Here is a 24,649-nt window from a genome sequence, read left to right as displayed (position 1 = left end):
AGATAATATATTGAACTATTTTTTCACATCATAATTATTTTCGTGTTCACGTAATTTATCACGGGCTTCTTTTGGTAAACCTTTACCGTAATCCATCATACGAACGATATCCTTGAAGGCCGCTTTGGGAATAGCTAAGTCATCGATATCTTTATTGGTTAGCTGTAAGTCGATTTCATCAGCTTTTCCAGCAGTCAACTTGTTAACAAAGTCAGGTTCTGTGATGAATGGGGAAGACATGCCCACCATATCTGCGTATTGGATAGCTTCCATGGCTTTCCCTGGAGAATTAATACCGCCTGTTGCCATCATTACCACACGGCCATTTAAGTGGTCATGGACAATTTTATTGACAGGTTGACCGTAATATTGGCCTTTAGCACGAACGGTGTGTTGGAAGATGTTTTGTCCCCAAGAGGCAATGGCTAAGTAGTCTAAGTCTGCCACTTCAAGGATCCAGTCCACCCATTGGTTAAATTCTTCAACAGTATAGCCGATTTCATTCCCGCGTGTTTCTTCAGGCGTACCGCGGAACCCAAGAATAAAGCCTTCAGGCGCTTCTTCATTGATGACTTTTTGAACTTCTTTAAAGACTTCTAAGCCAAAACGTGCCCGGTTTTCTAAAGTATGGCTACCATATTCATCTGTCCGTTGGTTTGAGTAAGGGGAGAAGAAAGTCTGCATGAGTAAGCGTTGGGCTGCAGAAATCTCTACACCAGCAAAACCTGCTTTAATCGCACGGCGGGTTGCATCACCGTATTGACGGATCACTTGTTTAATTTTTCGTGGTGACATTTCGAGCACTTGGTGGTCGATTGGTGTGTGCAATGTCTGCGGACTTGGACCGTAAACAGTATAGTAATCAAGAATTGCTTGATTGGCAAAACGACCAGCATGGGTTAGTTGCAGAATAGCTTTAGCACCCTCAGCTTGCATTGCGTCAGCCATTTTGCTTAAACCAGGAATGGCGCGATCATCGTCAGCTGAGAAACCATATTCAAATAATTGACCATAAGGCTCAATATAAGCAGCACCTGTCACTTGGATAGGGGCAGATTTGGCCCGACGACTGGCGTAATCAAGGTCTTCTTGGGTAATGAAACCCTCTTGAGTAGAAGAGTTGGTAACGATTGGAGATAATGCAAAGCGGTTTTCAAGGACTTGACCGTTGGGTAGGGTCACTGATTCTAATAATGTCTTATAATCTTGTGTCATCATTTGATTTCCTTTCTATGAACGCATACGAAGTGAATGTTTGAAAAATGCATATTTTGTATGCGTATTCAAAAAAAAGCATTTTATGCAAATATTTGAACAGTTTATATGATATCATGATAATAGTTAAAAAGGCTAGTCCTGTTATTTGTGAATAGAATTATAAACTCGTAGTATAACAGTTTGTAAAAGTAAAGGAGTACAGATTCATGACGGATACAGTGAAATTTAATATCCTTGATTTCGTCGCTCGTGACCTAGGAAAAAATGACACAGACGCTTACAATGATACCCTTCATTTAGCTAAAAGAGCAGAAGAATTGGGCTATCATCGTTTTTGGTTTGCTGAACACCATAGTTTAGCAGCCTACCCATCGGCTGCCCCCGAAATCATGATGACTTATCTATTAAGTCAGACTAAGCGGCTTAAATTCGGATCAGGTGGGGTGATGCTACCTCATTATGCCCCATTAAAAGTGGCAGAGGTTTTTAATACGATTGCCCATTTATATCCTGGTCGTGTAGATTTAGGCATGGGCAATAATCCAGGCCGCCAAGCGGTTCGAGATGCTTTAGACAGCAATCTTAAGGGTTACAAAGATAACGAAGAAGCCATGTGGGAAGTAAGGGATCTTGTTAGCCAAGCACCCAATAACTATGGCGACCTGCAAGTCTATCCAAGACCTGCTACACCACCAACCTTGTGGACCTTATCAGCCAGTGAAGCATCTGCTTATAAGGCAGCCCGCTTAGGTATTGGCTACGTCTACAGTTTATTGTTTAACCAGGATGAGGATGCTATTGAAGCAGCTGGGCGGATTGCGAAAATCTATCGTGACAACTTCCAACCATCAGTCACTTTAGCTAAGCCTCAATTTATGGTTTCAGCCTTCATTGCTGTTGTGCCAGAGGGAACTGATATCAAGCCACTTCAGCGAGCTTTTGAGCTATGGATTCTTGGGAAAAAAGACTACAGTGAATTTGACCACTTGCCAACGATTGAAGAAGCAGCCAATTATCAATTTACGGAAGCCGACCATGCGAAAATGGCCCGTAACCGTAAAAAACTGATTATAGGAGATATTCAACAAGTCAAAGGTCAAATCGAGCAAATTATTCAGCTGACAGCTGCCGATGAATTTATGGTCATTCCAACTGTCCCAGGCGTCGAGCGCCGGCAAGAACATTTAGAATTGATTGCTCAAGCTTTTGATTTATAGTCTTGATCTAGAGAATATGTGTATAGCATCAGCTAAGTTTTAAAACTATATTCTATAAAAAATAAATAAGAAAAATATAACAAAACAATCAATCTTTTAGGAGGAAACAACATGCGCAAACTAGCAAATTACTTATGGGTAGAACAAAACGGAGACGAATTCACATTTATCATGACACCAGAATTGCAAGATGATATTGGTACCGTTGGCTACGTAGAATTTATCACCAAAGAGGGTGACCAAGTCGAAGAAAACCAAGCCATCTTAAACTTAGAAGCATCTAAAACAGTCTTAGAACTGCAAGCGCCATTAGCAGGAACCATCACAGCCATCAACAAGGCGACAGAAGACGCACCAGAACAATTAAACTCAGAAAAAGCCGATGAAAGCTGGGTTTACAAAATGACCAACGTAGACCAAGACGCCTACGACAAACTACCAGAAGCCTAGCACATGGAAAAACAGCTCAACCAACTCATCCAATACCTATCGGACCAGCAAACAAATTTAACCAATCATCAAAAAGCCTATAGAGATGATTTGAAAAGGGCAGGCATCGTCCAAGCTGACAATAGCCTAGACATAACCGCCATCCCTGATGACCACAGTCGCTGGACGGTTTTTAGAGGTTTAGTCAATGTACGCGATGTCTACCAACCAAGCCCGGAATACTTACTGGCAGAAGAATCTCTACTTCAAGCCAAGCTAGCGCCAGCTGCCAGCCCAGACCAATGGCAAAAAAGCCAGTTGGACCAACGTATTTTTCTTTGGCAAGGGGATATTACCCGCTTGAAGGTGGATGCCATTGTGAACGCGGCCAATAAGAATGGACTAGGTTGCTATATTCCAAACCATCATTGTATAGACAATACAATCCATACAATGGCGGGTGCTCAGGTAAGAACGGATATGGCTAAGGCATTAAATGGCCGTAAACTGCCAGTGGGGAAGGTCATGGTTACAAAAGCTTACAACTTGCCAGCAAAATTCATTTTTCACACGGTGGGGCCGGTGATTTATAAGGAACCTGTGTCAAAAATGAACCAAGATTTGTTGGTAGCTTGCTACCTAAATTCCCTAAAAGAAGCGGATGCTAGAGGACTTTCGACTATTGCTTTTTGTAGTATTTCAACTGGTGAGTTTCATTTTCCAAAGGCATTAGCCAGAGATATTGCCATTCAAACAGTTCAAGATTATTTAAAGGAAACGGATAGTTCATTACAGGTTGTCTTTAATGTCTTCTTGGATGAAGATGTGGCTTTATATCAAAAAGCTTTAATCAATTAAATAACGCATTTTTGGAGTAGGTAGGCTAAAAACTAGCTGCCTACTCTTTTTACAGGAAAGGAAGAAGTATAGGTATGTGGAAATCCTTTGAGGACCCTACAGAAAATCAAGCAAGTATGTTAAAAGAAGCAATAACTGAGGCAGATGCTGTAGTTATCGGTATCGGGGCTGGCATGTCGGCTGCAGATGGCTTTACCTATGTGGGGCCGCGGTTTGAAAATAATTTCCCTGACTTTATTGAGAAATATGGTTTCTTCGATATGTTACAAGCTAGTTTATTCGATTTTCCATCGACGCAAGAATATTGGGCTTTTGAATCACGTTTTATCGCCTTAAATTATCTTGATCAACCAGTTGGAGAATCTTACATTGCGTTGAAAGATTTATTAAGAAGTAAACCACATCATATTATTACGACCAATGCCGATAATGCCTTTGCGGCTGCTGATTATGATATGGATAAGGTCTTCCGTATTCAAGGAGAGTATATCCTGATGCAGTGTAGTCAAATGTGCCATCAAGAAACCTACCGGGATGATGATTTAATTAGAGAAATGGTAACAAGGCAAGAAAATATGGAGATTCCTTATGATTTAATTCCGCGTTGTCCAAAATGTGGGGCTGTTATGGAAGTAAATAAACGAAAAGCAGGTAAAGGGATGGTTGAAAGTCCAGATTTCTTTGCACAAAAAGCGCGCTATGATGCCTTTTTGGATGAATACGAGGGACAAGCTATTCTCTTTTTAGATATCGGGGTCGGTTATACCACGCCACAATTTGTAAAGACACCTTTCCAAGAGATGACGGCTAAAAACCCTAAAGCGATGTATGTACCAATGAATAAGAAATTATACCGCATTCCTGACCACTTAAAACAACAAACGTATCGTTTAGATGAGGATATTGCAGAAACGATTATTGGTGCAAATGCTTTAATGCAGGAGGCGTTAGTTGAATGATTGTAATAGAACCCATTCGAAACGGTGAATATATGATGGATAGTGCTTACGCCTTAGCGGTCCAAGTCTATGTGCAAGAGCATCTTGAAATTACAGAGCCGATATTGTTACCTTATATCGTAGGGCCAACTGTCCAGGTAGGGCGTTTCCAAAATTCCTTAGTAGAGGTTAATGAAGCGTATGTGAAAGCACATGATATCTTACTAGTCCGCCGTGATACCGGTGGCGGAACCCTCTATCAGGATGCAGGACACGTTAACTTCTGTTTCCTATATCCTGGTGATACGGATATTTATGGTAATTATGCCAAGTTATATCAACCAACTATTGATGCCTTAGAAAAATTTGGGGTGAAAGATCTGAGTCAAAGTGGCCGTAATGACCTAGAAATTGCTGGGAAAAAGATTTCAGGGGCTGCCATGACCATGAAGAATAATTTAGTATATGGTGGCTTCTCCTTAATGCTTGATGTCGACTATGATGCTATGGTCAAAGCCCTCAATCCTAATGAAAAGAAAATCATTTCAAAAGGGATTCAATCCGTTCGCGCTCGGGTAACGGATATTCGAAGTCATCTTGCACCAGCTTATCAGAACTTATCTAATTTTGAATTTAAAGATCTTATGGCCGCAGAGTTCTTAGGGATAGACGATATGAATCAGGCCAAACGGTATGCGCTTAGTGATGAAGATTGGGCAATCATTGACCAGATGGTAGCGGACAAATATAAGAATTGGTCCTGGAATTTTGGGAATAATCCTAATTATGCCATCAAAAATGATATACGCGTTCCGGGTGTTGGAACACTTGAAGTAACCTTGGAAGTTGCTAAGGGGCATATTCAAAAATGTCGGATTTATGGTGATTTTTTTGGAAAGAAAGACATAGCAGATATAGAAAACCTACTCATAGGCTGTCCATTAAGGGAAGATGCAGTAGCGAGCGCATTAAACGATATTGACTTAACGCCGTATTTTGGTTCGATTGATTCAACTGTTCTAACTAACCTAGTTTTAGCCTAATATGTTAAAATGTATATATTAAAGTAGAGAAAGAGTTGAATTGAATTGAAAAAATTAAATGGCCCAACAAAACAAGGGATACAATGGTTGGCCTTGATTGCAGTATTTATATTAGCTGTCATCAATTGGTCCTATCTTGTACAAATTGTCACGATGATTTGGTCAGTGATTTTTCCCTTAATTTTAGGTGGAATGATTGCCTTTGTCTTAAATTTATTGATGACTTGGATTGAAAAATACTTATACCCGAATGCAAAAAATAAGTATTTGAAAGGTTCAAGACGACCAGTAGCTATTATTTTAGCTATCTTAGTTGTCTGTTTAGTGATAGCGGCGACGGTTGTAATTGTGTTACCACAATTGGCGTCTGCGATTATGACGTTGATTGAAGTGGTACCTGAGACTATTGAAAATCTAACAAATTGGTTTAATAATCAAGATGCTTTGGTTCCTTTAGTGAACGACTTAGCAAACAAAGCGAATCTCGATTGGGGTAGTATCTTCTCTAATGTGGCAAGTGGCATTAACAATGTAGCTTCAGGTCTAGCGACGACATCTGTTTCGGTATTAACCACTTCTGTTGGTGCAGTAACTAATATCTTCTTGGGTATCTTGTTTGCAATTTATATTCTTTTTTCAAAGGAAAAATTGGCCAAACAAGTGGATCGGTTGCTAACGGTTTATGTTCGCGATGATATCCACCAATTAATTGAAAATGTGGCTCGAGTTGCTAATGAAACATTTTCTAAGTTTATTTCAGGAATGGTCATTGAAGCAATCATCTTAGGTGCTTTAGTAACAGCGGGGTTATTTATTCTGCAAGTTCCTTATGCTGCGATGTTAGGTGTCCTTCAAGGTGTGATGGCATTGATTCCGATTATAGGTGCCTTCTTATCTGGTGCAGTTGGGGTGGTTATCCTCTTAGCTTTAAACCCGACCTATGCGGTGGTTTACCTCATTTTTGTTTTTTTTGTTCAACAATTGGAAGGAGACTTAATCTATCCGCGTGTTGTGGGGGATTCAATTGGTCTACCTAGTATGTGGGTCTTATTCGCCGTGACTGTTGGTGGTGGCTTGATGGGAATCCCAGGTATGCTAATTGGGGTGCCGTTCTTAGCTTCTATTTATAAAATTATTAAGATTGATGTAGCCTACCGTGAACGTATGATTCAACAGACAGGTGACCGGGATATTGAACAAAAAGTACGATTTTTAGAGAGTCTACGTCACCAAACATTAACTGATAAAGAAATTGATAGAATATAACATCGTATAAAAATGCACAAACTTTTTCACATATAAAATCTGCACAAGTGAAAAATGGCAGAAACATTGATATATAGGGGAAGAGCACTCGATATTTGTGAGTGCTTTTTTCTTTTATAGATGGATAAAAGTGTAGAAAGTACAAATAATGTATTAAAATTTCTAAATTTGTGAAATATCGAATTTGGTTAAAGAAATATAATTTTTAAGAAAAATAACAAAAAATGCAATAAAATAACCATTTTTAAAGGTATATAATAAGTTTTTCACAAACTATCGTTTAAAATTGCTTGCTATAGACTTTGTGAGCTTTTACAAATTATACAACTTTGGTTTGTCATCCCAAAAAAATGGTGTTATTCTGAGCTTGTAAATAAATGAGCAATAGATATGTACACCGAGGAGGAAACATTTAATGAAAGTTGTAGTAGTAGGAACTAACCATGCAGGTATCTCAGCAGCAAATACATTATTAGATTCAGATCAAGACGTAGAAGTTACATTAATAGACCGTAACTCAAACTTATCATACTTAGGTTGTGGGACCGCATTATGGGTAGGTCGTCAAATCGATAGCTACGAAGGGTTATTCTATACAAAAGCTGCAGATTTCGAAGCTAAAGGTGCTAAAGTATCTTTAGAAACAGAAGTAAAAGAAATTGACTTTGAAAATAAAGTTGTTTACGCAGAAACTAAATCAGGTGAAAAATTAGAAGAAAACTATGACAAATTAGTTTTAGCAACTGGATCTCTTCCGATCGCACCTAAATTACCAGGTAACGACTTAGAAGGATTACACTTCCTAAAATTATTCCAAGAAGGTCAAGAAGTAGACAAAGCCTTAGCAGCAGACGACGCTAACGTTGTATGTGTTATCGGTGCTGGTTACATCGGTGTTGAAATCGCTGAAGCAGCAGCTCGTCGCGGTAAAGAAGTACACATCTTCGACGCAGAAGAACATTCATTAATGAACTACTACGATGTAGACTTCGCAGTAGCAATGGACGAAAACTTACGCGCTAACGGCGTACACACTCACTTTGGTGAATTAGCTGAAGAATACTTAGGTGAAAACGGTAAAGTAACAGGTCTTAAAACAACTAACGGCGAATACAAAGCTGACGTTATCATCAACTGTATCGGTTTCCGTCCAAACGCTGGATTAGGTGCAGACCACTTAGATACATTTGTTAACGGCGCTTACTTAGTAGACCGTACATTCAAAACAAACGACGACTCAGTATACGCAGTAGGTGACTGTGCAACTAACTACTCAAACGCTGTAAATGACACAGCTTATATTGCATTAGCTTCAAACGCTGTCCGTTCAGGTATCGTTGCAGGTCAAAATATCTTAGGTAACCACGTAGAAGGTGCTGGGATTCAAGGTTCAAACGGTATCGAAATCTTTGGCTTGAAATTAGTATCTACTGGTTTATCAGTACGTGCAGCAGAGAAAAACGGCTTGAAAGTAAACTACACAGACATCGAAGATACACAATTACCAGGTTTCATGCCAGCAGAAGAAAACGGTGAAGTTAAATTACGTATCGTATACGAAGAAGAATCTCGTCGTATCGTAGGTGCGCAAATGGTATCACGCTTTGACGTATCAATGGGTATCCACATGTTCTCATTAGCGGTGCAAGAACAATTAACAGTTGATAAATTAGCACTATTAGACTTGTTCTTCTTACCTCACTTCAACCAACCATACAACTACATCACTAAAGCAGCTTTAAAAGCTGAATAATTAAATCTATAATAATTGAAAAAGGGCAACCCTCTTAGCTAACATCAGCTAGGAAAGGTTGCCCTTTTTTATTGTTGGCTTGCTTAAAGCTTATCTAAAAAGAAAGCCGTCATCATATCCATGGTTTCTGTTTTAACTAAATGATCTTCATCCTCGTGTACAAAAATGATATTGTCCAAGTGGTTGTTGTCTTTCACAAACGTTGCAGTCTGATCATAAGGTACCCGCCAATCACGCTCACCATGCCAAATCAAGAAGGGTCTGCCCGCTAAGCTGTCAACTTGGGTGGACAAATCATACCGGTCAACCCAAGCCGTCAAATCTCTTAAATCATCTGGGACAAACCGGTTGGAGAGCCTGCTAGCATGTTCAATTAGTCGCTCTCGATATTGGGTTGGCGTTGGTGACCCCATCATACATGAAGCTACCTTTATTTCTGGGTGGTGGGTCAATAAAGCGGATGAAGTAAAGCCACCCATAGAAGTCCCCCCAACTCCAATCCGGTCATCTAGAATTAAGTTCAGTCTTTTGAAGTGTTGGATAATAGCGCCAAATTCAAATAAGTTACTTTGGATACTTTGCCAAAAGGTTAAAGACGGAATAGCGGATACTGGTTGCTTACGGCTACCATGGTTCATGGCATCTGGTAATATCACACGAAAACCGACTTGTGCTAGTTTACGCCCTTGAGTTAAGTTTAATTCTTTATTTGACTGCCAACCATGGTAATAGACAATCAATGGTAGAGGGGCATTGCGGTCTTGTACAGGGACAACTTCAAGTAAAGGTATCTCACCGATATGTCGTCTTCTAATGGTTGTTTTCAATTGTTCTACCTCACAATCAATTGTTTCATATTTTGTTCACCTGTTAGCATAGCGACAGGTCTAGGAGAATGCAAATATTTAGAATTAGCTAACGTTAGTAGACTAAGCTTGCTTTTATATGCAAAGAAGTTTGCAAATGTTGCTCTTTTTAATTGAGTAAACTAGTCAAAAGTATAAAGTTATTGTATGATAGAGAAAGATGATAAGGGTTTCAGGGACTATAGAAGTTCTGAAACAAAAAGTTAAAAAATGGGGGATATTTATGGAAACGAATACAAAAGACATGCCTTGGCTAGATACAAGTTTAGAAGCAAAGAAACGGGCAGAATTGTTAGTAGCACATATGAATATTGATCAAAAAATCCAACAATTACATGGTGCAATGGAAACTATTGATATCTATGGCTCTATGAGTGAAATTACAGATGAAGAAGAAATGGCAAGGCTAGCTAGTCAAATCCGTGTAGAACGTCACGTTAAAGCCAATGAAGAATTGGGTATACCACGTTACCGGATTACAAATGGACCAGTTGGTGTTGGTATGGGAGACGGTACACCAAGCCCCAAAGCAACAGCCTTACCAATGACAATCGGTGTTGCAGCAACATTTGATCCAGAATTAGCCTATGCTTACGGTGATATTATTGGTGAAGAAACTAAAACATTAGGCCAACATGTATTAGAGGGTCCAGCCGTGTGTTTACACCGTCTACCCATTTCAGGTCGTAACTTTGAATACTTTTCAGAAGATCCATTCCTATCAGGTGTGATGGGTGTTGAAATCACTAAAGCGATTCAAAGTCATGATGTAATTGCTATGGGTAAACACTTTGCAGTAAATGACCAAGAAGATGAACGCTTCCGCTATTCTGTAGAAATCGATGAAAATGTTCTGCGTGAATTATACTTACTACCATTTGAGATGTTAGTAAAAGATGGTGAAGTAGCCTCTATTATGTCGGCATATAATCGATTACGCGGTACTTATGCCACTGAAAATCGTTACTTATTAAATGATATTTTACGTAACGAGTGGGGCTTTGAAGGATATGTTCAAACGGACTTCTGGTCAGCACGTTCAGCTGCTGCTTCATTAAATGCAGGTTTAGACCATGAAATGCCTGATGCTAAGTGGTTAAATGAAACGAATATTAAAGCTGCCTTAGCCGACCAATCTCTTGAAGAGAAGACAATCGACCGAGCATTAATCCGTCGCTTCACGCAAATGTTCAAATTTAATGTCTTTGAAAGTGAATATAATCCGGGTGAAATTGATGCTGAGACTAACGGCCAACGTGCACGTCGCATTGGAGAACAGTCAGCTGTCTTATTGAAAAATGATAAAAATATTTTGCCACTAGATCCTAAAACACACGACAACATCTTAATTGTTGGTCAATCAAAATTTGCTGAGTTTGCCACTCAAGGTGGCGGTGGTTCTTCTAAAGTGGACCCATTATATACAGTTGCGCCTAAACAGGGAATGGAAGATGTTTTAGCCGGTTTAGACAGTCACACAAAAGTGAATGCTTTCATTGTTGCGGATGATTTAAGTAACTTAGCAGAGGCGAAAGAAGCTGTAAAGGATGCTGATGCAGTAGTCATTATGGCCGGATTAGTCGCAACAGAGGGAATGGATATGCAGACAGCTCACCAACCAAAAGACCAAGATACAATGGTAGATGCATTACTTGGGTTAAATGAGCAAACGGTTGTTGTATTAAAAGATTCAAGTCCAGTCGTATTACCTTGGATTCATAAAGCTTCGGCAGTATTAGAAGTATGGAATCAAGGGGTTGAAGATGGACATGTTGTTGCTGATTTAGTATTTGGTAATGTAAATCCATCTGGTAAAGTCCCAACAAGCTATCCAGCTCGCGATGAAGAAACTATTTTTTACGGACATGCTGAACGTCATCCAGGTGTCGATGAAGGGGAGGGTTTCCCAACAATTCGTTACTCAGAAGGATTGGAAATGGGTTACCGCTGGTACCAAGGTCAAGATATTAAGGCAGGATTTGCTTTTGGCCATGGTTTATCTTATACAAGTTTTGCAATTGAAGAAGCTAGACTAGATAACTTAGTGTCAGATGGCCACGCTCCAATTAATATTCAAGTTGCTGTAACAAATACTGGCGACCGTGATGGTGCAGAAGTCGTACAAGTTTATGTTGGCATTCCAGTTGACGGACAACCGCCGATGCGCTTAGTTGGCTTCAAGAAAGTACACCTAGCTGCTGGGGAAACAACTGATGTCACAATCACCATTGACCCATTCGCTACTAACCATCCACTAGGTGTGTGGGATAACAATGCCCACGACTTTATCATTGAACCTGGTGATTACAAGTTCTATGTAGGAAATGCAAGTGACAATACACCGTTCACTTTAACGCACACAATTCAATAAAATTTAACTTATCACAACTGGAAAAGGGTATCTGTCATTTTCCAGTTGTTTTTATGTATTTTTGATTTAGATTCTACTAAAGGATTTCTAGAATTTGCGATACAATAGAGGAAAGAAGCACAATAAAGGAGATGTTGAAAAATGGAATTACAAGATTACATGAAGATATTAGAAAATATTGGCGCAGCAGTTTTTGCTACGGTAGATAGCGATGGGAAGCCACATACGAGATTTGCTAATATTGGTGTTGCAAATGAAAATGGTATTTTCTTTATGACAAAGCCAGGTAATGAATTCTATACGCAATTAAAAGATAACGAAAATGTGTCTATTTCAGGTATGTCCAATGATGAAAATGGCATTCAAGCTATTACGGTTGAAGGTAAAGTGCGTGAAGTTGACCAATCATATTTAGAAGACATATTAAAAGATAATCCTTACGTAAAAGATGTCTATCCTGATGAAGAAGACCGTAAATCAGTGGTTGCACTTCAAGTATATGAAGGCAGTGGTTTCTATATGAATCTAAAAGCACATACTAATGGTACATTTGAATTTTCAGCAAATTAATATAAATTAACCTTTTATATAGAAGGAAATTGTAATTAGTCAATAAAGTTAGGGGAATTATATGGGGAAAAGGAAGAATAGAAATACTGAAGCTTACTACCAGAATCCAACTAGACAAAAATGGATTGGCTGGATAGTGGGCGGGGCTAAGGTTATTTTGTGGACATTAGTTTACACGCTAATTGTCTCACTTCCTCAACTATATGTGATGTATGGTAGCCTTTTAGACAATACATGGATAACAATCCTAGGAATTGTCAGCATTATCTATATGTTTGCAGTGAGCTATTGGTTCTACCGTCGTTATCAAAAGAAACATCCTGAAAATGTTATAAGTTTAACTTGGGATGATGTGCTTAAGGACTTAGGGATATTTGCAGCAGTTTTAGTGTTTAAACTAGCAATGTCTTATTTAATGTCAGGGATTTACGGTGAAGAAACTACTGTAAATGATGAAGCAATCTTTGGATTACTTGCAGGGAATACCAACATACTGTTAGCCTTGAATCTTGGATTAACTGTTATTACGATGGCACCAGTAATGGAAGAAATTATCTTCCGCGCCATGATCAGTAAAGGCATGTTTAAAGATAAGAATTTTACGGTAGCTATTATATTATCATCGATATTCTTCTCAAGTATGCATCTGTCAGGTAATATCATTTCATTTATTATTTATGCAGGAATAGGAGCAGCTTGCTTCATGGCTTATTGGCGGAAGAAAAATATTAATGACGCCATCCTAATTCACTTCTTGAATAATTTACCGGGTGCTATCATGTTAATATTTGGTTTATATTAATGAAAAATTTATAAAAAAGACCTCTTTGAACGGTGGTGTAACTTTAAAAGCACTTGTTTAAAGAGGTTTTTTTACGCTATTTTTAAGTAATGTTACATTAATGTTACGAAAACATAGCTTTTTTATTTTAAATACAAACGAATAATTTGGATTTAAGACTTTTTTAAAAGATTGATTTATTAACCTTCTTAATAGATTATTAATATTTTAAAATAATTCTAGTCTAAAAAAGACAAAAGTAATCTAAAAGTATTACCTAAATATAAGGAAAAGTGTAAGAAAGAGTAAAAGATTTGTAACCTGATTGTTACGGAAAATTGCAGTTTGCTTGTATATAATAGCTATTGTAATTAGAAATTTCAGGGGGTAGAAATTTAATGAAGTTTTCAGTAAAAAAAATGGTAGGGACATCGTTAGCGACGTCAGCGGCTTTAGCAGCCTTTGCAACCACTAATGTTTCAGCAGACGAAGTATATACAATCGAATCAGGTGATACTTTATCTGCTATTTCACGCAAATTTGACTTATCAATTGCAGACTTAATAGAAGTGAACACAATCGATAACCAAGATTTAATTATTGCAGGTCACTCTTTAAATATTCCAACTGTTGATGCACCAGTAGCAGCAAGCACAAAACGTGTTGCAGATGCTTCTAACGTATACAAAGTTGTTGCAGGTGATACTTTAAACAAAATCGCTGCAGATTTTGACACAACAGCACAAAACTTACGTGATTTAAATGGTATTTCAGGTGACTTGATTTTAGTTGGTCAACAATTAAAAGTTAAAGGTGAAGTAGCTCAAGAAACAACAGTAGAACAAATAGCTCCTGTAGCTGAAGAAACAGTTGAAACGGAAGTAGAAGCTACTCCAGTAGTAGAAGAAACTGTTAACAACTATGTAGCAGACGTAAATGGCAACTACACTGTAGTTGCTGGTGACTCTATCAATAAAATTGCAGGTCAATTTGGCGTTTCAGCGTCTGAATTACGTGTACAAAACAACTTATCATCTGACTTGATCTTAGTTGGTCAATCGTTGGCTATTCCTGGCTTAGCTGCAGCACCTGCTGTTGAAGAAGCACCAGTAGTAGAAGAAACTGAAACGGTTGTTGAAGTAGCATCTGTTGAATCAACAGTAGCTACAGAAGAAGCTGAAGTTGCACCAGTTGCAAATTCAGTAGAAGAAACTGGAACTGCTGACGCAGAAATCGAAGCACAAGTTGCAGCAGAAGAAGCTTTAGCAGCAGAAGCAGAAGCGCAAGCAGCAGCAGACGCACAAGCGGCAGCTGAAGTAGAGGCTCAAGAGCAAGCGGACGCAGAAGCAGCAGCTCAAGCGGAAGCAGAAGCCCAAGCAGCAGCGGATGCACAAGCAGTAGCCGAAGCAGAGGCTGCAGCTCAAGCACAAGCAGCGGTAGAAGCAGCAGCCCAAGCGGAAGCAGCGGCGGAAGCTCAAGCAGAGGCAGAAGCCCAAGCAGCAGCGGAAGCAGCAGCTCAAGCGGAGGCAGAAGCCCAAGCACAATCAGGTAATGTAACAGCTTTATTAAACAATGCTTATGCACAAGTTGGTGTACCTTATGTATGGGGTGGTAAATCACCTTCAGGTTTCGACTGTTCAGGTTTCGTGAACTATGTTTACAAACAAACTTACGGTGTTAACGTAGGTAGCTATACTGGTGAACAACAATATGCTGGTCCAAAAATTGCAGTTTCATCTGCGCAACCAGGCGACTTAATTTTCTGGGGTTCTTATGGTTCTCCATACCACGTGGCAATTTCATTAGGTAATGGACAATACATCCATTCACAACGTCCTGGTGAAACAGTTCACTCAGAATCAATTAATCCATACTGGGCACCATCATTTGCTGTAAGTATGGCTGCTTATAACTAAGCAATCATTTAAATAATAAATACTAAAGGTCGAGATGATTACCCCCCTCGGCCTTTTTTTAGTAGAATTTTTTTAAAATCCAGCGCGATACTAAAAGGGATGAAAGCCCTTTAATAGGCATTATTGGCAATTTCACCTAAAGGTGTTAAAATAAGGTGATAAGTTCTAGCTATTTTTCCAAGATCAGATGTTCACAATCAAGGAGAGCAAATTAATGAAAAAAATATTAATCGTTGACGATGAGAAACCAATCTCAGATATTATATCCTTCAATCTAAAAAATGAAGGATATGAAATTGATACCGCCTATGACGGCGAACAAGCTTTAGAAAAATTTGAATCATTCCAACCTGACTTAGTGGTATTGGATTTAATGTTACCGAAAATTGACGGTTTAGAAGTGTGTCGTCAAATTCGTAAAGATAGTCAAGTACCTATTATTATGTTAACTGCTAAAGATAGTGAAATTGATAAGGTATTGGGGCTTGAATTAGGGGCGGACGATTACGTTACTAAACCATTTTCTAACCGTGAATTAACAGCTCGTGTAAAAGCGAATATTCGCCGTACAGCGGTAGTTGCTGAACCAGTAGCGACTGATGAGGCAGCTGAAAAAGATAATATTATTGAAATTGGCGATCTATTAATTCACGAAGATGAGTATATCGCCTCAAAAAATGGACAAGACGTTGAGTTAACACATCGAGAGTTTGAGTTATTGCATTATCTTTCTCAACATATTAACCAAGTAATGACCAGAGAGCACTTGCTTCAAACGGTGTGGGGGTACGATTACTTCGGTGACGTTCGAACAGTGGATGTGACCGTTAGACGTTTACGTGAAAAGATTGAAGAAAATCCGAGTCATCCAAAAATTTTAATTACTAGACGAGGCGTTGGTTATTTCCTTAAAATTCCAACCCAAGAATAGAGGTCAGTCATGCCAAATACAAGGAAAAAAACTGGGATTCCTTTTTTCAAATCAATACATTTTAAAATTCCCATTATTTTTATATTAACACTACTAATTTCGCTCCAAATTGTCGGAGCGTATTTTATTCGTTCTCTAGAAACGGAGATGTTAACTTCGTTTGATGACCAAGTAAATAGTCAGACAACTTTTATCATTGATAATATACAAACGGTGATGGAAGGTGAAGATTTGAATGAGGATGAAAAAGAAACGCAAGTGAATTCGATCTTGCGTCGTTTTAATAATGATAGTGTATTAGAAATTCAATTATTCGATAGTAATGGATTTTTACTTGCAACGTCAAATCCTACATCACAAGCCTATATTGGGCAAAGAACTGTGGATGAAGATATAGAAGAAACATTATATACAGGTATCAGAAGTGAAACTTCGGGTTATGACTCAAACCAAGAAATTCGCATCAAAAAATTTGTGACACCAATTTTTTCTACGGCATCTTCTGGAGCCATGATTGGTATTTTAAATGTGACTGCAAATCTGGAGACCATCTATAGTCAGATTCAAAATATAATGTCTCTATTCTTGATTGCATCAGGTATTTCACTTGTCTTTACAACTGGTTTGGCTGTATTAATTTCCAGTCAAATTATTAATCCTTTACAAAAAATGCGTGATCAAACAAAACAGATTGCAGAAGGTAATTATTCAACTACACTAGATATCAATTCAGAGGATGAAATTGGTCAACTAGCAGAATCTATTAATTATCTATCTGTTCGAGTAGGGGACGCTCAAGACTTAACTGAAGCAGAAAGACAACGTTTAGATTCAGTTCTGCGCCATATGACGGATGGGGTTATTGCTACTGACCGACGCGGGAAAATCACTATTATCAATGACCGGTCATTGAGTATTTTGAATAAAACCCAAGAAGAAGTCATTGGAGAATCTATTATTGAAGCGCTTGACTTATCTGAACGGTTCTCATTTAGAGAATTATTTGATCAACACGATTCAATCCTACTAAATTACGCAAATGATGAAGGGGAAACTATTATACGCGCAGAATATTCCGTTATTCAACGTGAGTCTGGATTTATTTCGGGACTTGTTTGGGTGCTAACCGATATTACTGAACACGAAAAAATTGAACGTGACCGCAAGCAATTTGTATCTAATATTTCGCATGAATTACGTACACCTTTAACCAGTGTCCGTTCATATAGTGAGGCGTTAGTTGATGGTGCGATTAAAGATGAAAAAGTTGCTGTCGAATTTTTAAATGTTATCCAGACTGAAACAGATCGTATGATTCGTATGATTTCAGATTTACTACATTTATCACGAATGGATGCAAAACAACAAGTTATCAACCGTGAACTAATTATTTTCAAAGACTTAGTCAACCATATTCTGGATCGCTTTGATATGATGCTTCAATCTGAAGATTATGAAGGCAAAAATTATATTATAAAACGTGAATTAATGGAGGAGGAGGTCTGGGTAGAAATTGACCAGGATAAATTAATTCAAGTTATTGATAATATTATGAACAACGCGATTAAGTATTCACCAGATGGTGGGACAATTTATGTTCGTTTAATGTCTACACACAATCAACTTGTTTTGAGTATTCAAGACCAAGGACTAGGTATTCCTCAAGAATCCATTCCGCACCTATTTGATCGTTTCTACCGAGTGGATAAAGCACGGTCACGAGCGCAAGGTGGTAGTGGTTTAGGTTTATCTATCGCTAAAGAAGAAATCGAATTACATAATGGGACAATTTGGGTAAATTCTATTGAAAATAAAGGAACCACCTTCTTTATCTCTCTTCCATTTGAAGAGTTTGATAGTGATGATTGGGCAGGGGAGGATGAATGGGCCGATGAAGAAGAATAATTGGAATTGGGTCCTTCATGCGCTATTAATCATACTCGCGCTTGTATCGGTTGCAGCCTCTGTAAGTAATCTATATGGACCTAGTGCTTTAAACTCTTGGTTTAGTCAACTGAATCAAGAGCGAAGTGGTGAAACGACTACGGAATTAAATAATATGGCCATTTCTAATGAAACAACTGATCAAAATTCTAAAGAAGAAGTTGAAATTACTGCTTCTCAAACCCTTATATTACATAATGGGGCAGGCGAGTATGTAGGCATTAACAATATGTCTGCAATCAAAGAATTGAAACATGTGGCTGCGGGCTTTGATTATGAAAATAATGTTGAAGAAGATTCTGCTTATAACATTCGAAATTATGTGCAAACTCAAGCATATGTTGAAGATAAATTAATCAATGAGACCCCAATTAATTTATTAATTGCGGATGCCACTAGGTTGCCACAAGAAGTCCAAGAAATGACGGTTACCTCTTATGTATATATCATGGATACTAATGAAGTTTATTTGATGAATGAAGTGACGAATACTGCTTATTCATTAACGATATCAGATAATATCGATGATGTGATGGCACGTGTCGATAATTATTTAGCTACTTATGATGATCAAATGTCTCCAGTAGAACCCGTAACGTTAGCAAACGGCTTGTCATATGTGACAAAAGAAGCGGAAGAAATCGACAGGTTAACCTATTTACAAGAGCGACAACCGACAACTTATTTCTTGAATCACTTTTTCGAAACGCCTGAAGATATTCATGATTATTCAATGAATAATATTTCTCGTTACTATACAGAAGGGCGTCAATTAACGATTAATATGGAAACTTTCGAGGTAGTCTTACTACAAGAAAATGCTGAAGTTGAGGAAACAACTCTAAACCAACAGATTGAAGTAACTTCTGCAGCTATGGCAGATATTCTAGCTGACCAAACTTCGTGGCTATATGCTGAGGCTAGAGGTGAAGAGAATGAAATGGTGACCTACCGTAAGTACATTAATTCACTTCCTGTATTTGGTAATAATTACGTGTCAAAAACACAATTTGTTATGGCAGGTAATACGATTCAAAATATCTACATGTCAGCATTAACTATTCAAACGCAAGTAACGGACTTGTCTGAATCATATACTGTTATGAGTGGTGTGAATGCCTTAGATTTGTTGAATAATGCGGGTTATCCGAATGAAGATATTTCTGAATTAATACTAGGTTACCGTTGGGTACAAAATCCTGAAATGAGTCGTTTAGTTGAATTAGTCCCATCATGGCACGTACAAATTGGTAATAAGTGGTTTATGCTGGAAGACTTGATTGATATGGACCAGTATTCTTCTCTAAAAACTAGTTATACAGAGTCTGGTGAGCCTGTAGACTTATCTGTTTACTTTGAAAACCTTGGACAACAAGTGAGTGAGGAAGAAGCAAAAACTCAACTAGATGAAAGCATTTCGGAATCATTTTCTTCAGAAGTGGTGGAAACTGAATATTCACAAGTTTTAAATCCACCACTATCTGATAGTAATGGTGATGGGGAGGGGAACTAGAAATGAACTTTAAAAAAGTAGAGATTATTTTTATTCTAGCCTTCCTCATTCTAGATGTATTTCTTATTAATATATTTATCAATAAATATGTTGGTACGCCAAGTCAAGCAATTGAAAATCAGTCGATGGATATTGTGACAGAATTCAAAGCAAATAATATTCAATACGATGAAATTTCAGACGAAATTTTACGGATACCCTTTGTACGGGCATTGAATACGACTTTAAATGAAGAAACTGTTTCTGAACTAACTGAAGATACACAAAGTGTTGAAGTAAATGCCAACCAAATTCTGGCACAAATTAATACACCTATTCAATTAGAAGGCGTGACTGCTGAGACACCATCAGGCGAGCTTTCAGATAGTGCCTTATCAAGTTTAAATCAGTTTGTTAATAGCGAAGTATACCAAGGCAGCCAATACCGCTTTATAAGTTATGATAAGCTAGCTAGTAAGGTTACTTATATGCAAGAAACTGCTTCAGGCGCAGTGGTTGCAGATGGTAATGGAGAAATTATTTTTCAAGTGAATGATGATTATGCTGTTTATGCCTATGATCAAACGATTACTGGAGAAACTGCGTCTCAAGGTGAGGAACGTACTGTAATTAGTGAGCAACAAGCCTTAGAAAATGCCTTTTTAAATAACAGTATTCCAGATGAGTCTATTATTTTGCGTTCATTCTTGGCTTACCGCGAAACCTTAGCGCTTGATGAAATAACCCTCTACCATCCGGTGTGGACTTTATTGATTCTAACAAATGAAGGAACCACTCAGCGCGTATTTGTAGATGGTATCAATGGGGCAATTATGACCCAGTAATTGGAAAGAGGACGATTCATGTTTCAAAATTATCAAGAAAAAGTCAGTAATCACTGGCACCAGTTTACGATTATCCTAGCCAGCTTAGTGGCAATGTTCCTTTTTGCGGGGGATAAGACAGGCGTACTAGCGGATGTGTCGGTGAGTGACTATACGGCGATTGTGAATGTAAAAGCTGATGGGACCATGCAACAAGATGAAACGGTTAGTTTTGATGTGAAGGGGACCGTTGAGGAATTTAACCACTGGATTTCCCTGACTGATATGAGTAAGTTGGCCAATCTTGGCGTGGAAATGAAGAGTGTGTCGGCAGATTCTTATTTCACTTTTGTGGAGAGTGATTCAAATGAAGTGGGGACTTTTACGGTTTCTACTGCCGATGATCAAGGGGCGGACATCACCATCTACAATACGGTGACGAATGCACCACATATTACCCAGGTTTCAGCGACGATTTCAGATGCTTGGACCAATTATTCTGAGTGGACGATTTTAAAGAGTAGCTTTCTAGCATTACCCTATGACGTCGATCAAGCCACTTTAACTGTCACATTCCCGCAAGCCGTGCCGAAAGACCAATCTGATTTAATCATTTCAGGTCCTGGCAAAACGGACTTGCAATGGGCTGACGATAGAAAATCATTTACAATCACAGTAGATAACTTAAAAGCTGATGAAAGCGTGGCCCTTCAAATGTACATGCCAGTGTCCATTCTACCTGATAACCAAAAGGTGGGGGCAGACTCAGAAGGACAAGCGACAATTGAAAGTATGCAGGCTAGCCAAGAAGCAGCGACTAGTTTACAAAGACGCCAGACCATGCAAATCTGGATTGTGGCGGGGGCTTTATTTGTCTTAATTTTTGCTTATACCATTTATCTATATATGAAGAAGCGCCAAATTGTGGTTGCAGTGCCGAATAAGAAAGGCTTTGTGGAGAGTCAACCCAATGCTTACGGTCCGCAAACTGTGGCGCGGTTAATGGGTAAAGGGTATTCGGACCATCAAAAGATTGTCTTGTTAGTCTTAGAGATGATTCAAGCAAAAGTTTTTGCGGCCCATTTTGAAGTTAATAAACGTGGCCAATTAACGGATATTCAAGTATCAACATTGAAACAGGAAGTCAATAATCCAGCAGGTCAATTATTATTAACGAGGCTTCAAGAAAATACCCAAACCAGTCGTGATGTGGTGTCTTTAAATGACTTAGTTTTTAACAATACGGGCAAGGTGACGATGATGTCACGATTTGGCCGGAAATTAGTCCGTAAGATTAACCAAGTAGCTAAACAACCCTTAACCAAAGACGGTGTTTATAGTAAAATGAATCAAGTTTACATGGCTATTCTAACCCTTTATATGGTAGCATGGTTATTTGGAACAGGTTTCGTGATTTACTGGCAATTGCAGCTGCAAGCTTTAAATGTATGGGCTTCGTTATTGCTGGTTGTCAGCGTGGCTTTGGTTGCCCTTTTACAAAAAAATGTCTTACCAATGCGGAGTGAAAAAGGGGTATCCTTATACAAGTTGTGGCAGGGCTATTTGAAGGGCATCGGCAGCCAGTTAATGAATCCGGATGCTTGGGGCCGTCAATCGGCAGAATGGTTGGACCATCAATATTTATATGCTTGGGTTGCGGGGTCGAATGTGAAGGTTGCTAAGGCGCTGGAACAAGAGGCACAGGTTGTCCAGTTACCTTTGATGGGTTCGGCACAAGCAATTGACCATTTACAGTTAGGGAAATTGAAGTGGCAACCACAGGCTGAGGAAGTTTCGGATGATGACGTCGCTGAATAGTCGGTGACAAGATGAAGAATAATAAATGAAAAAATAACAGTATTTAGATCTAGAAGGAGGCAATCATGGAGACTGCACATAATGATTTCACAATGCGTGTTTCCATGCTCGGCAGTAGCTCTAGCGGAAACGCTACTTATATTGAAACCCCTAAGCGGAAGATTTTAGTGGACGCAGGATTTAGTGGGAAAAAGATGAAGGAATTGTTAGCGGGCATTAATCGCGATATCAATGAGATTGATAGTTTATTTATTACGCATGAACATTCAGACCATATTAAGGGGATGGGTGTTTTGGCGCGTAAGTATGATTTAAATGTCTATGCTAATGAGGCGACCTGGCAAGCAATTGGGAGTAAGGTTGGGGTTATCCCAGTAGAAAAACAGCATGTCATGGAGCAAGGTGATATACTAACTTTAGGCGATGTGGATATTGTGTCCTATGGTGTGAGCCATGACGCTGCTGAACCGCAGTTTTATGCCTTTCAAAAGGATGACCGACAGTTTACCATTCTAACGGATACAGGTTATGTGAGTGACCGGTTAATTGGCTTATTGAAGAATTCAGATGGCTATTTAATCGAGTCAAACCATGATTTAGATATGTTGCGGATGGGTGCTTATCCTTGGTCTTTAAAACAACGTATCCTTGGTGATGAGGGCCATTTATCAAACGATGCCGGTGCTCAAGCCATGATTGATATGATTGGGGATAGAACGAAACGTATCTATCTAGGCCATTTATCTAAAGAGAATAATATGAAGTCGATTGCACATCAAACATGTGTATCAAAAATGGTTCAGGCTGATCTTGGTGTTCATGATCAGTTTGAGGTATATGACACCAATCCAGACAAGCCAACAAGCTTGTTTACCTTATAAATTTTTATAAATATTTATAGAATCGCCTGTAAAAAGTCATAAACAATTCAAATATACCTACTATAATCAAAGTATTAAGAGGCTAAAATAAAAATCGAGGGAGATGAGCAAATGTCTCAGTCAAATAATCCAAATAATTTAAACGACCAGTCATCAGTGGATAACCAAAATGATGAACCAATTAAAAACCCAAATGAACCACATAGACCTGAAAAGAAAGAGCGTAAATTAACCGCCTTACAATCAGGCTTAATTGGGGGTGCAGTTGCTGCTGTATTAATTCTGGTGTGGGGCTATGCTGTGACTTCTGCCAACGATACAGAAGATCAGATTTCAACAGAAGAAGTGCAATCAATTGTAGATGAGGCAGTTTCTAGTACACAAGCAGCTAATACAGCGTCTTCTGTCCAATCGACTTCACTTGATGTGACTACAGACGTTTCCGAAACAGTAGCTAATGTACAAGATTCAGTTGTCTCTGTTGTCAACATGACGGAGTCTGTGTCAACGTATGATTTATTCGGATTTACTTCACCAACTCAAGGAGAAACTACAACAGAGTCTTCAGAATTAGAAACTTCTTCTGAGGGTTCAGGTGTTGTCTACAAGGTTGACGGGGACACTGCTTATGTTGTCACTAACAATCACGTAATTGACGGGGCAGATGCGATTAATATTATTATGGCTGATGGTACCCAAGTTGAGGCTGAAGTGGTTGGTTCTGATCCATGGACTGACTTAGCGGTATTGGAGATTTCTTCAGATGTTGTGACAACAGTTGCTGAATTTGGGGATTCTGAAAGCCTGAAAGTAGGGGAACCTGCTATTGCAATCGGTTCACCTTTAGGTTCTGAGTATGCGACTACTGTAACGCAAGGGATTATCTCTGGTTTAGACCGTTCGGTAGCTGTTGATATAGATGGCGACGGCACATCTGACTGGGTGGCAAATGTTATTCAAACGGATGCTGCTATTAATCCAGGTAACTCAGGCGGCGCATTGTTAAATGCAGCTGGACAAGTTATTGGGATTAACTCGATGAAAGTTTCTAGTGATCAAGTAGAGGGTATGGGCTTTGCCATCCCAGCAGGTGAGGTGCAAACAATCATTGGTGAACTGGAAGCCAATGGCGAAATTGTTCGTCCGGAATTAGGTGTATCTATGGTTGACCTTAACCGAGTGTCATTAGATTATCAATCACAAAACTTACAATTACCTGATGATGTTGATGGTGGTGTTTATGTTGCAGAAGTATCAGCAGGATCGGCGGCAGAAGCAGCTGGTTTACAAGCTGACGATGTCATCGTTGAGTTTGCAGGTGAAGCTGTAACGGATTCAGCATCACTACGTCAAGCTTTATACCAACAAAAATCTGATGCAAGTGTAGAAGTTTCCTTCTACCGCAATGGTGAATTACAAACAGCGACTGTACAGTTACAACCACAAGACAACAGTTCCGCAACCCAATAAAGAAGAAATTCTGTTCAATTACATAGAATTATTAAATAATATAAATGAAGCTCAACCGTCAGT

At 38.8% G+C, this 24,649-nt stretch carries 20 protein-coding genes; 18 read left to right on the top strand and 2 right to left on the bottom strand.

What is annotated here, in order from left to right; translation table 11 throughout:
• Positions 1–15: 15 nt before the first annotated feature.
• Positions 16–1,215 carry an NADH-dependent flavin oxidoreductase gene (locus AWM74_RS02740; protein ID WP_026466554.1) on the bottom strand — a complete coding sequence of 400 codons (1,200 nt, stop codon included), beginning with the start codon at positions 1,213–1,215 and terminating at the stop codon, positions 16–18.
• A 209-nt stretch (positions 1,216–1,424) separates the two neighbouring features.
• Between AWM74_RS02740 and AWM74_RS02735 the strand changes: the two genes are divergently transcribed.
• The 7 genes from AWM74_RS02735 to nox all read left to right on the top strand — a co-directional run bounded on the left by AWM74_RS02735 (position 1,425) and on the right by nox (position 8,722).
• Positions 1,425–2,435, top strand: coding sequence for an MsnO8 family LLM class oxidoreductase (locus AWM74_RS02735; protein ID WP_051218300.1), 1,011 nt, complete (start codon positions 1,425–1,427; stop codon positions 2,433–2,435).
• 111 nt (positions 2,436–2,546) lie between these two features.
• Positions 2,547–2,885 carry a glycine cleavage system H family protein gene (locus AWM74_RS02730; RefSeq protein ID WP_026466552.1) on the top strand — a complete coding sequence of 113 codons (339 nt, stop codon included), beginning with the start codon at positions 2,547–2,549 and terminating at the stop codon, positions 2,883–2,885.
• A 3-nt stretch (positions 2,886–2,888) separates the two neighbouring features.
• The gene (locus AWM74_RS02725) at positions 2,889–3,722 is read left to right on the top strand and encodes a protein-ADP-ribose hydrolase (RefSeq protein WP_034258333.1); all 834 of its coding nucleotides are present in this window, start codon (positions 2,889–2,891) and stop codon (positions 3,720–3,722) included.
• 74 nt (positions 3,723–3,796) lie between these two features.
• Positions 3,797–4,681: an SIR2 family NAD-dependent protein deacylase gene (locus AWM74_RS02720; RefSeq protein ID WP_026466551.1), complete on the top strand. Its 885-nt coding sequence runs from the start codon at positions 3,797–3,799 to the stop codon at positions 4,679–4,681.
• Positions 4,678–5,703 carry a lipoate--protein ligase gene (locus AWM74_RS02715; RefSeq protein ID WP_026466550.1) on the top strand — a complete coding sequence of 342 codons (1,026 nt, stop codon included), beginning with the start codon at positions 4,678–4,680 and terminating at the stop codon, positions 5,701–5,703. Before AWM74_RS02720 ends, AWM74_RS02715 begins: the two co-directional genes overlap by 4 nt.
• A 45-nt stretch (positions 5,704–5,748) precedes the next feature.
• Positions 5,749–6,969: an AI-2E family transporter gene (locus AWM74_RS02710; RefSeq protein WP_026466549.1), complete on the top strand. Its 1,221-nt coding sequence runs from the start codon at positions 5,749–5,751 to the stop codon at positions 6,967–6,969.
• A 415-nt stretch (positions 6,970–7,384) separates the two neighbouring features.
• Positions 7,385–8,722, top strand: a complete 1,338-nt coding sequence (gene nox, locus AWM74_RS02705; protein ID WP_026466548.1) for a H2O-forming NADH oxidase — start codon at positions 7,385–7,387, stop codon at positions 8,720–8,722.
• Positions 8,723–8,805: 83 nt separating this feature from the next.
• Here the strand turns inward: nox and AWM74_RS02700 are convergent, their stop codons facing one another.
• Entirely contained in the window at positions 8,806–9,549 is a 744-nt protein-coding gene (locus tag AWM74_RS02700) for an alpha/beta fold hydrolase (protein WP_026466547.1), read from the bottom strand.
• 262 nt (positions 9,550–9,811) lie between these two features.
• Between AWM74_RS02700 and AWM74_RS02695 the strand changes: the two genes are divergently transcribed.
• The 11 genes from AWM74_RS02695 to AWM74_RS02645 all read left to right on the top strand — a co-directional run bounded on the left by AWM74_RS02695 (position 9,812) and on the right by AWM74_RS02645 (position 24,586).
• The gene (locus tag AWM74_RS02695) at positions 9,812–11,959 is read left to right on the top strand and encodes a beta-glucosidase family protein (protein WP_026466546.1); all 2,148 of its coding nucleotides are present in this window, start codon (positions 9,812–9,814) and stop codon (positions 11,957–11,959) included.
• Between the two features lie 141 nt (positions 11,960–12,100).
• Positions 12,101–12,529: a pyridoxamine 5'-phosphate oxidase family protein gene (locus AWM74_RS02690; protein WP_026466545.1), complete on the top strand. Its 429-nt coding sequence runs from the start codon at positions 12,101–12,103 to the stop codon at positions 12,527–12,529.
• 61 nt (positions 12,530–12,590) lie between these two features.
• Positions 12,591–13,331, top strand: coding sequence for a CPBP family intramembrane glutamic endopeptidase (locus tag AWM74_RS02685; protein ID WP_026466544.1), 741 nt, complete (start codon positions 12,591–12,593; stop codon positions 13,329–13,331).
• 377 nt (positions 13,332–13,708) lie between these two features.
• Positions 13,709–15,226, top strand: a complete 1,518-nt coding sequence (locus AWM74_RS02680; RefSeq protein WP_026466543.1) for a C40 family peptidase — start codon at positions 13,709–13,711, stop codon at positions 15,224–15,226.
• Between the two features lie 214 nt (positions 15,227–15,440).
• Positions 15,441–16,157 carry a response regulator YycF gene (gene yycF, locus AWM74_RS02675; RefSeq protein ID WP_026466542.1) on the top strand — a complete coding sequence of 239 codons (717 nt, stop codon included), beginning with the start codon at positions 15,441–15,443 and terminating at the stop codon, positions 16,155–16,157.
• 9 nt (positions 16,158–16,166) lie between these two features.
• On the top strand, positions 16,167–18,062 hold the full coding sequence (gene walK, locus AWM74_RS02670; RefSeq protein WP_026466541.1) for a cell wall metabolism sensor histidine kinase WalK: 1,896 nt from the start codon (positions 16,167–16,169) through the stop codon (positions 18,060–18,062).
• On the top strand, positions 18,049–19,614 hold the full coding sequence (locus AWM74_RS02665) for a hypothetical protein (RefSeq protein ID WP_026466540.1): 1,566 nt from the start codon (positions 18,049–18,051) through the stop codon (positions 19,612–19,614). The genes walK and AWM74_RS02665 overlap by 14 nt, the downstream gene beginning before the upstream one ends.
• Positions 19,615–19,616: 2 nt before the next feature.
• Complete coding sequence (locus AWM74_RS02660; RefSeq protein WP_026466539.1) at positions 19,617–20,438, top strand: two-component system regulatory protein YycI; 822 nt, start codon at positions 19,617–19,619, stop codon at positions 20,436–20,438.
• 18 nt (positions 20,439–20,456) lie between these two features.
• Complete coding sequence (locus AWM74_RS02655) at positions 20,457–22,235, top strand: DUF2207 family protein (RefSeq protein ID WP_026466538.1); 1,779 nt, start codon at positions 20,457–20,459, stop codon at positions 22,233–22,235.
• A 65-nt stretch (positions 22,236–22,300) separates the two neighbouring features.
• A complete protein-coding gene (locus AWM74_RS02650) occupies positions 22,301–23,116 on the top strand; it encodes an MBL fold metallo-hydrolase (RefSeq protein WP_026466537.1) in 816 nt (271 codons plus the stop codon).
• Between the two features lie 111 nt (positions 23,117–23,227).
• Positions 23,228–24,586: a S1C family serine protease gene (locus AWM74_RS02645; protein WP_026466536.1), complete on the top strand. Its 1,359-nt coding sequence runs from the start codon at positions 23,228–23,230 to the stop codon at positions 24,584–24,586.
• The last annotated feature ends 63 nt before the right edge of the window (positions 24,587–24,649 follow it).

The organism is Aerococcus urinaeequi, from assembly GCF_001543205.1.
Lineage (GTDB): Bacteria > Bacillota > Bacilli > Lactobacillales > Aerococcaceae > Aerococcus > Aerococcus urinaeequi.
Note: the sequence above shows the minus strand (reverse complement) of the source record. Positions and strands in the feature narration are given on the sequence as shown.

Excerpts from the sequence above, each read along its gene's own strand:
- AWM74_RS02740 (WP_026466554.1), bottom strand. The coding sequence starts at position 1,215 with ATGACACAAGATTATAAGACATTATTAGAATCAGTGACCCTACCCAAC.
- AWM74_RS02735 (WP_051218300.1), top strand. The coding sequence starts at position 1,425 with ATGACGGATACAGTGAAATTTAATATCCTTGATTTCGTCGCTCGTGAC.
- AWM74_RS02730 (WP_026466552.1), top strand. The coding sequence starts at position 2,547 with ATGCGCAAACTAGCAAATTACTTATGGGTAGAACAAAACGGAGACGAA.
- AWM74_RS02725 (WP_034258333.1), top strand. The coding sequence starts at position 2,889 with ATGGAAAAACAGCTCAACCAACTCATCCAATACCTATCGGACCAGCAA.
- AWM74_RS02720 (WP_026466551.1), top strand. The coding sequence starts at position 3,797 with ATGTGGAAATCCTTTGAGGACCCTACAGAAAATCAAGCAAGTATGTTA.
- AWM74_RS02715 (WP_026466550.1), top strand. The coding sequence starts at position 4,678 with ATGATTGTAATAGAACCCATTCGAAACGGTGAATATATGATGGATAGT.
- nox (WP_026466548.1), top strand. The coding sequence starts at position 7,385 with ATGAAAGTTGTAGTAGTAGGAACTAACCATGCAGGTATCTCAGCAGCA.
- AWM74_RS02695 (WP_026466546.1), top strand. The coding sequence starts at position 9,812 with ATGGAAACGAATACAAAAGACATGCCTTGGCTAGATACAAGTTTAGAA.
- AWM74_RS02690 (WP_026466545.1), top strand. The coding sequence starts at position 12,101 with ATGGAATTACAAGATTACATGAAGATATTAGAAAATATTGGCGCAGCA.
- AWM74_RS02685 (WP_026466544.1), top strand. The coding sequence starts at position 12,591 with ATGGGGAAAAGGAAGAATAGAAATACTGAAGCTTACTACCAGAATCCA.
- AWM74_RS02680 (WP_026466543.1), top strand. The coding sequence starts at position 13,709 with ATGAAGTTTTCAGTAAAAAAAATGGTAGGGACATCGTTAGCGACGTCA.
- yycF (WP_026466542.1), top strand. The coding sequence starts at position 15,441 with ATGAAAAAAATATTAATCGTTGACGATGAGAAACCAATCTCAGATATT.
- walK (WP_026466541.1), top strand. The coding sequence starts at position 16,167 with ATGCCAAATACAAGGAAAAAAACTGGGATTCCTTTTTTCAAATCAATA.
- AWM74_RS02665 (WP_026466540.1), top strand. The coding sequence starts at position 18,049 with ATGAAGAAGAATAATTGGAATTGGGTCCTTCATGCGCTATTAATCATA.
- AWM74_RS02660 (WP_026466539.1), top strand. The coding sequence starts at position 19,617 with ATGAACTTTAAAAAAGTAGAGATTATTTTTATTCTAGCCTTCCTCATT.
- AWM74_RS02655 (WP_026466538.1), top strand. The coding sequence starts at position 20,457 with ATGTTTCAAAATTATCAAGAAAAAGTCAGTAATCACTGGCACCAGTTT.
- AWM74_RS02650 (WP_026466537.1), top strand. The coding sequence starts at position 22,301 with ATGGAGACTGCACATAATGATTTCACAATGCGTGTTTCCATGCTCGGC.
- AWM74_RS02645 (WP_026466536.1), top strand. The coding sequence starts at position 23,228 with ATGTCTCAGTCAAATAATCCAAATAATTTAAACGACCAGTCATCAGTG.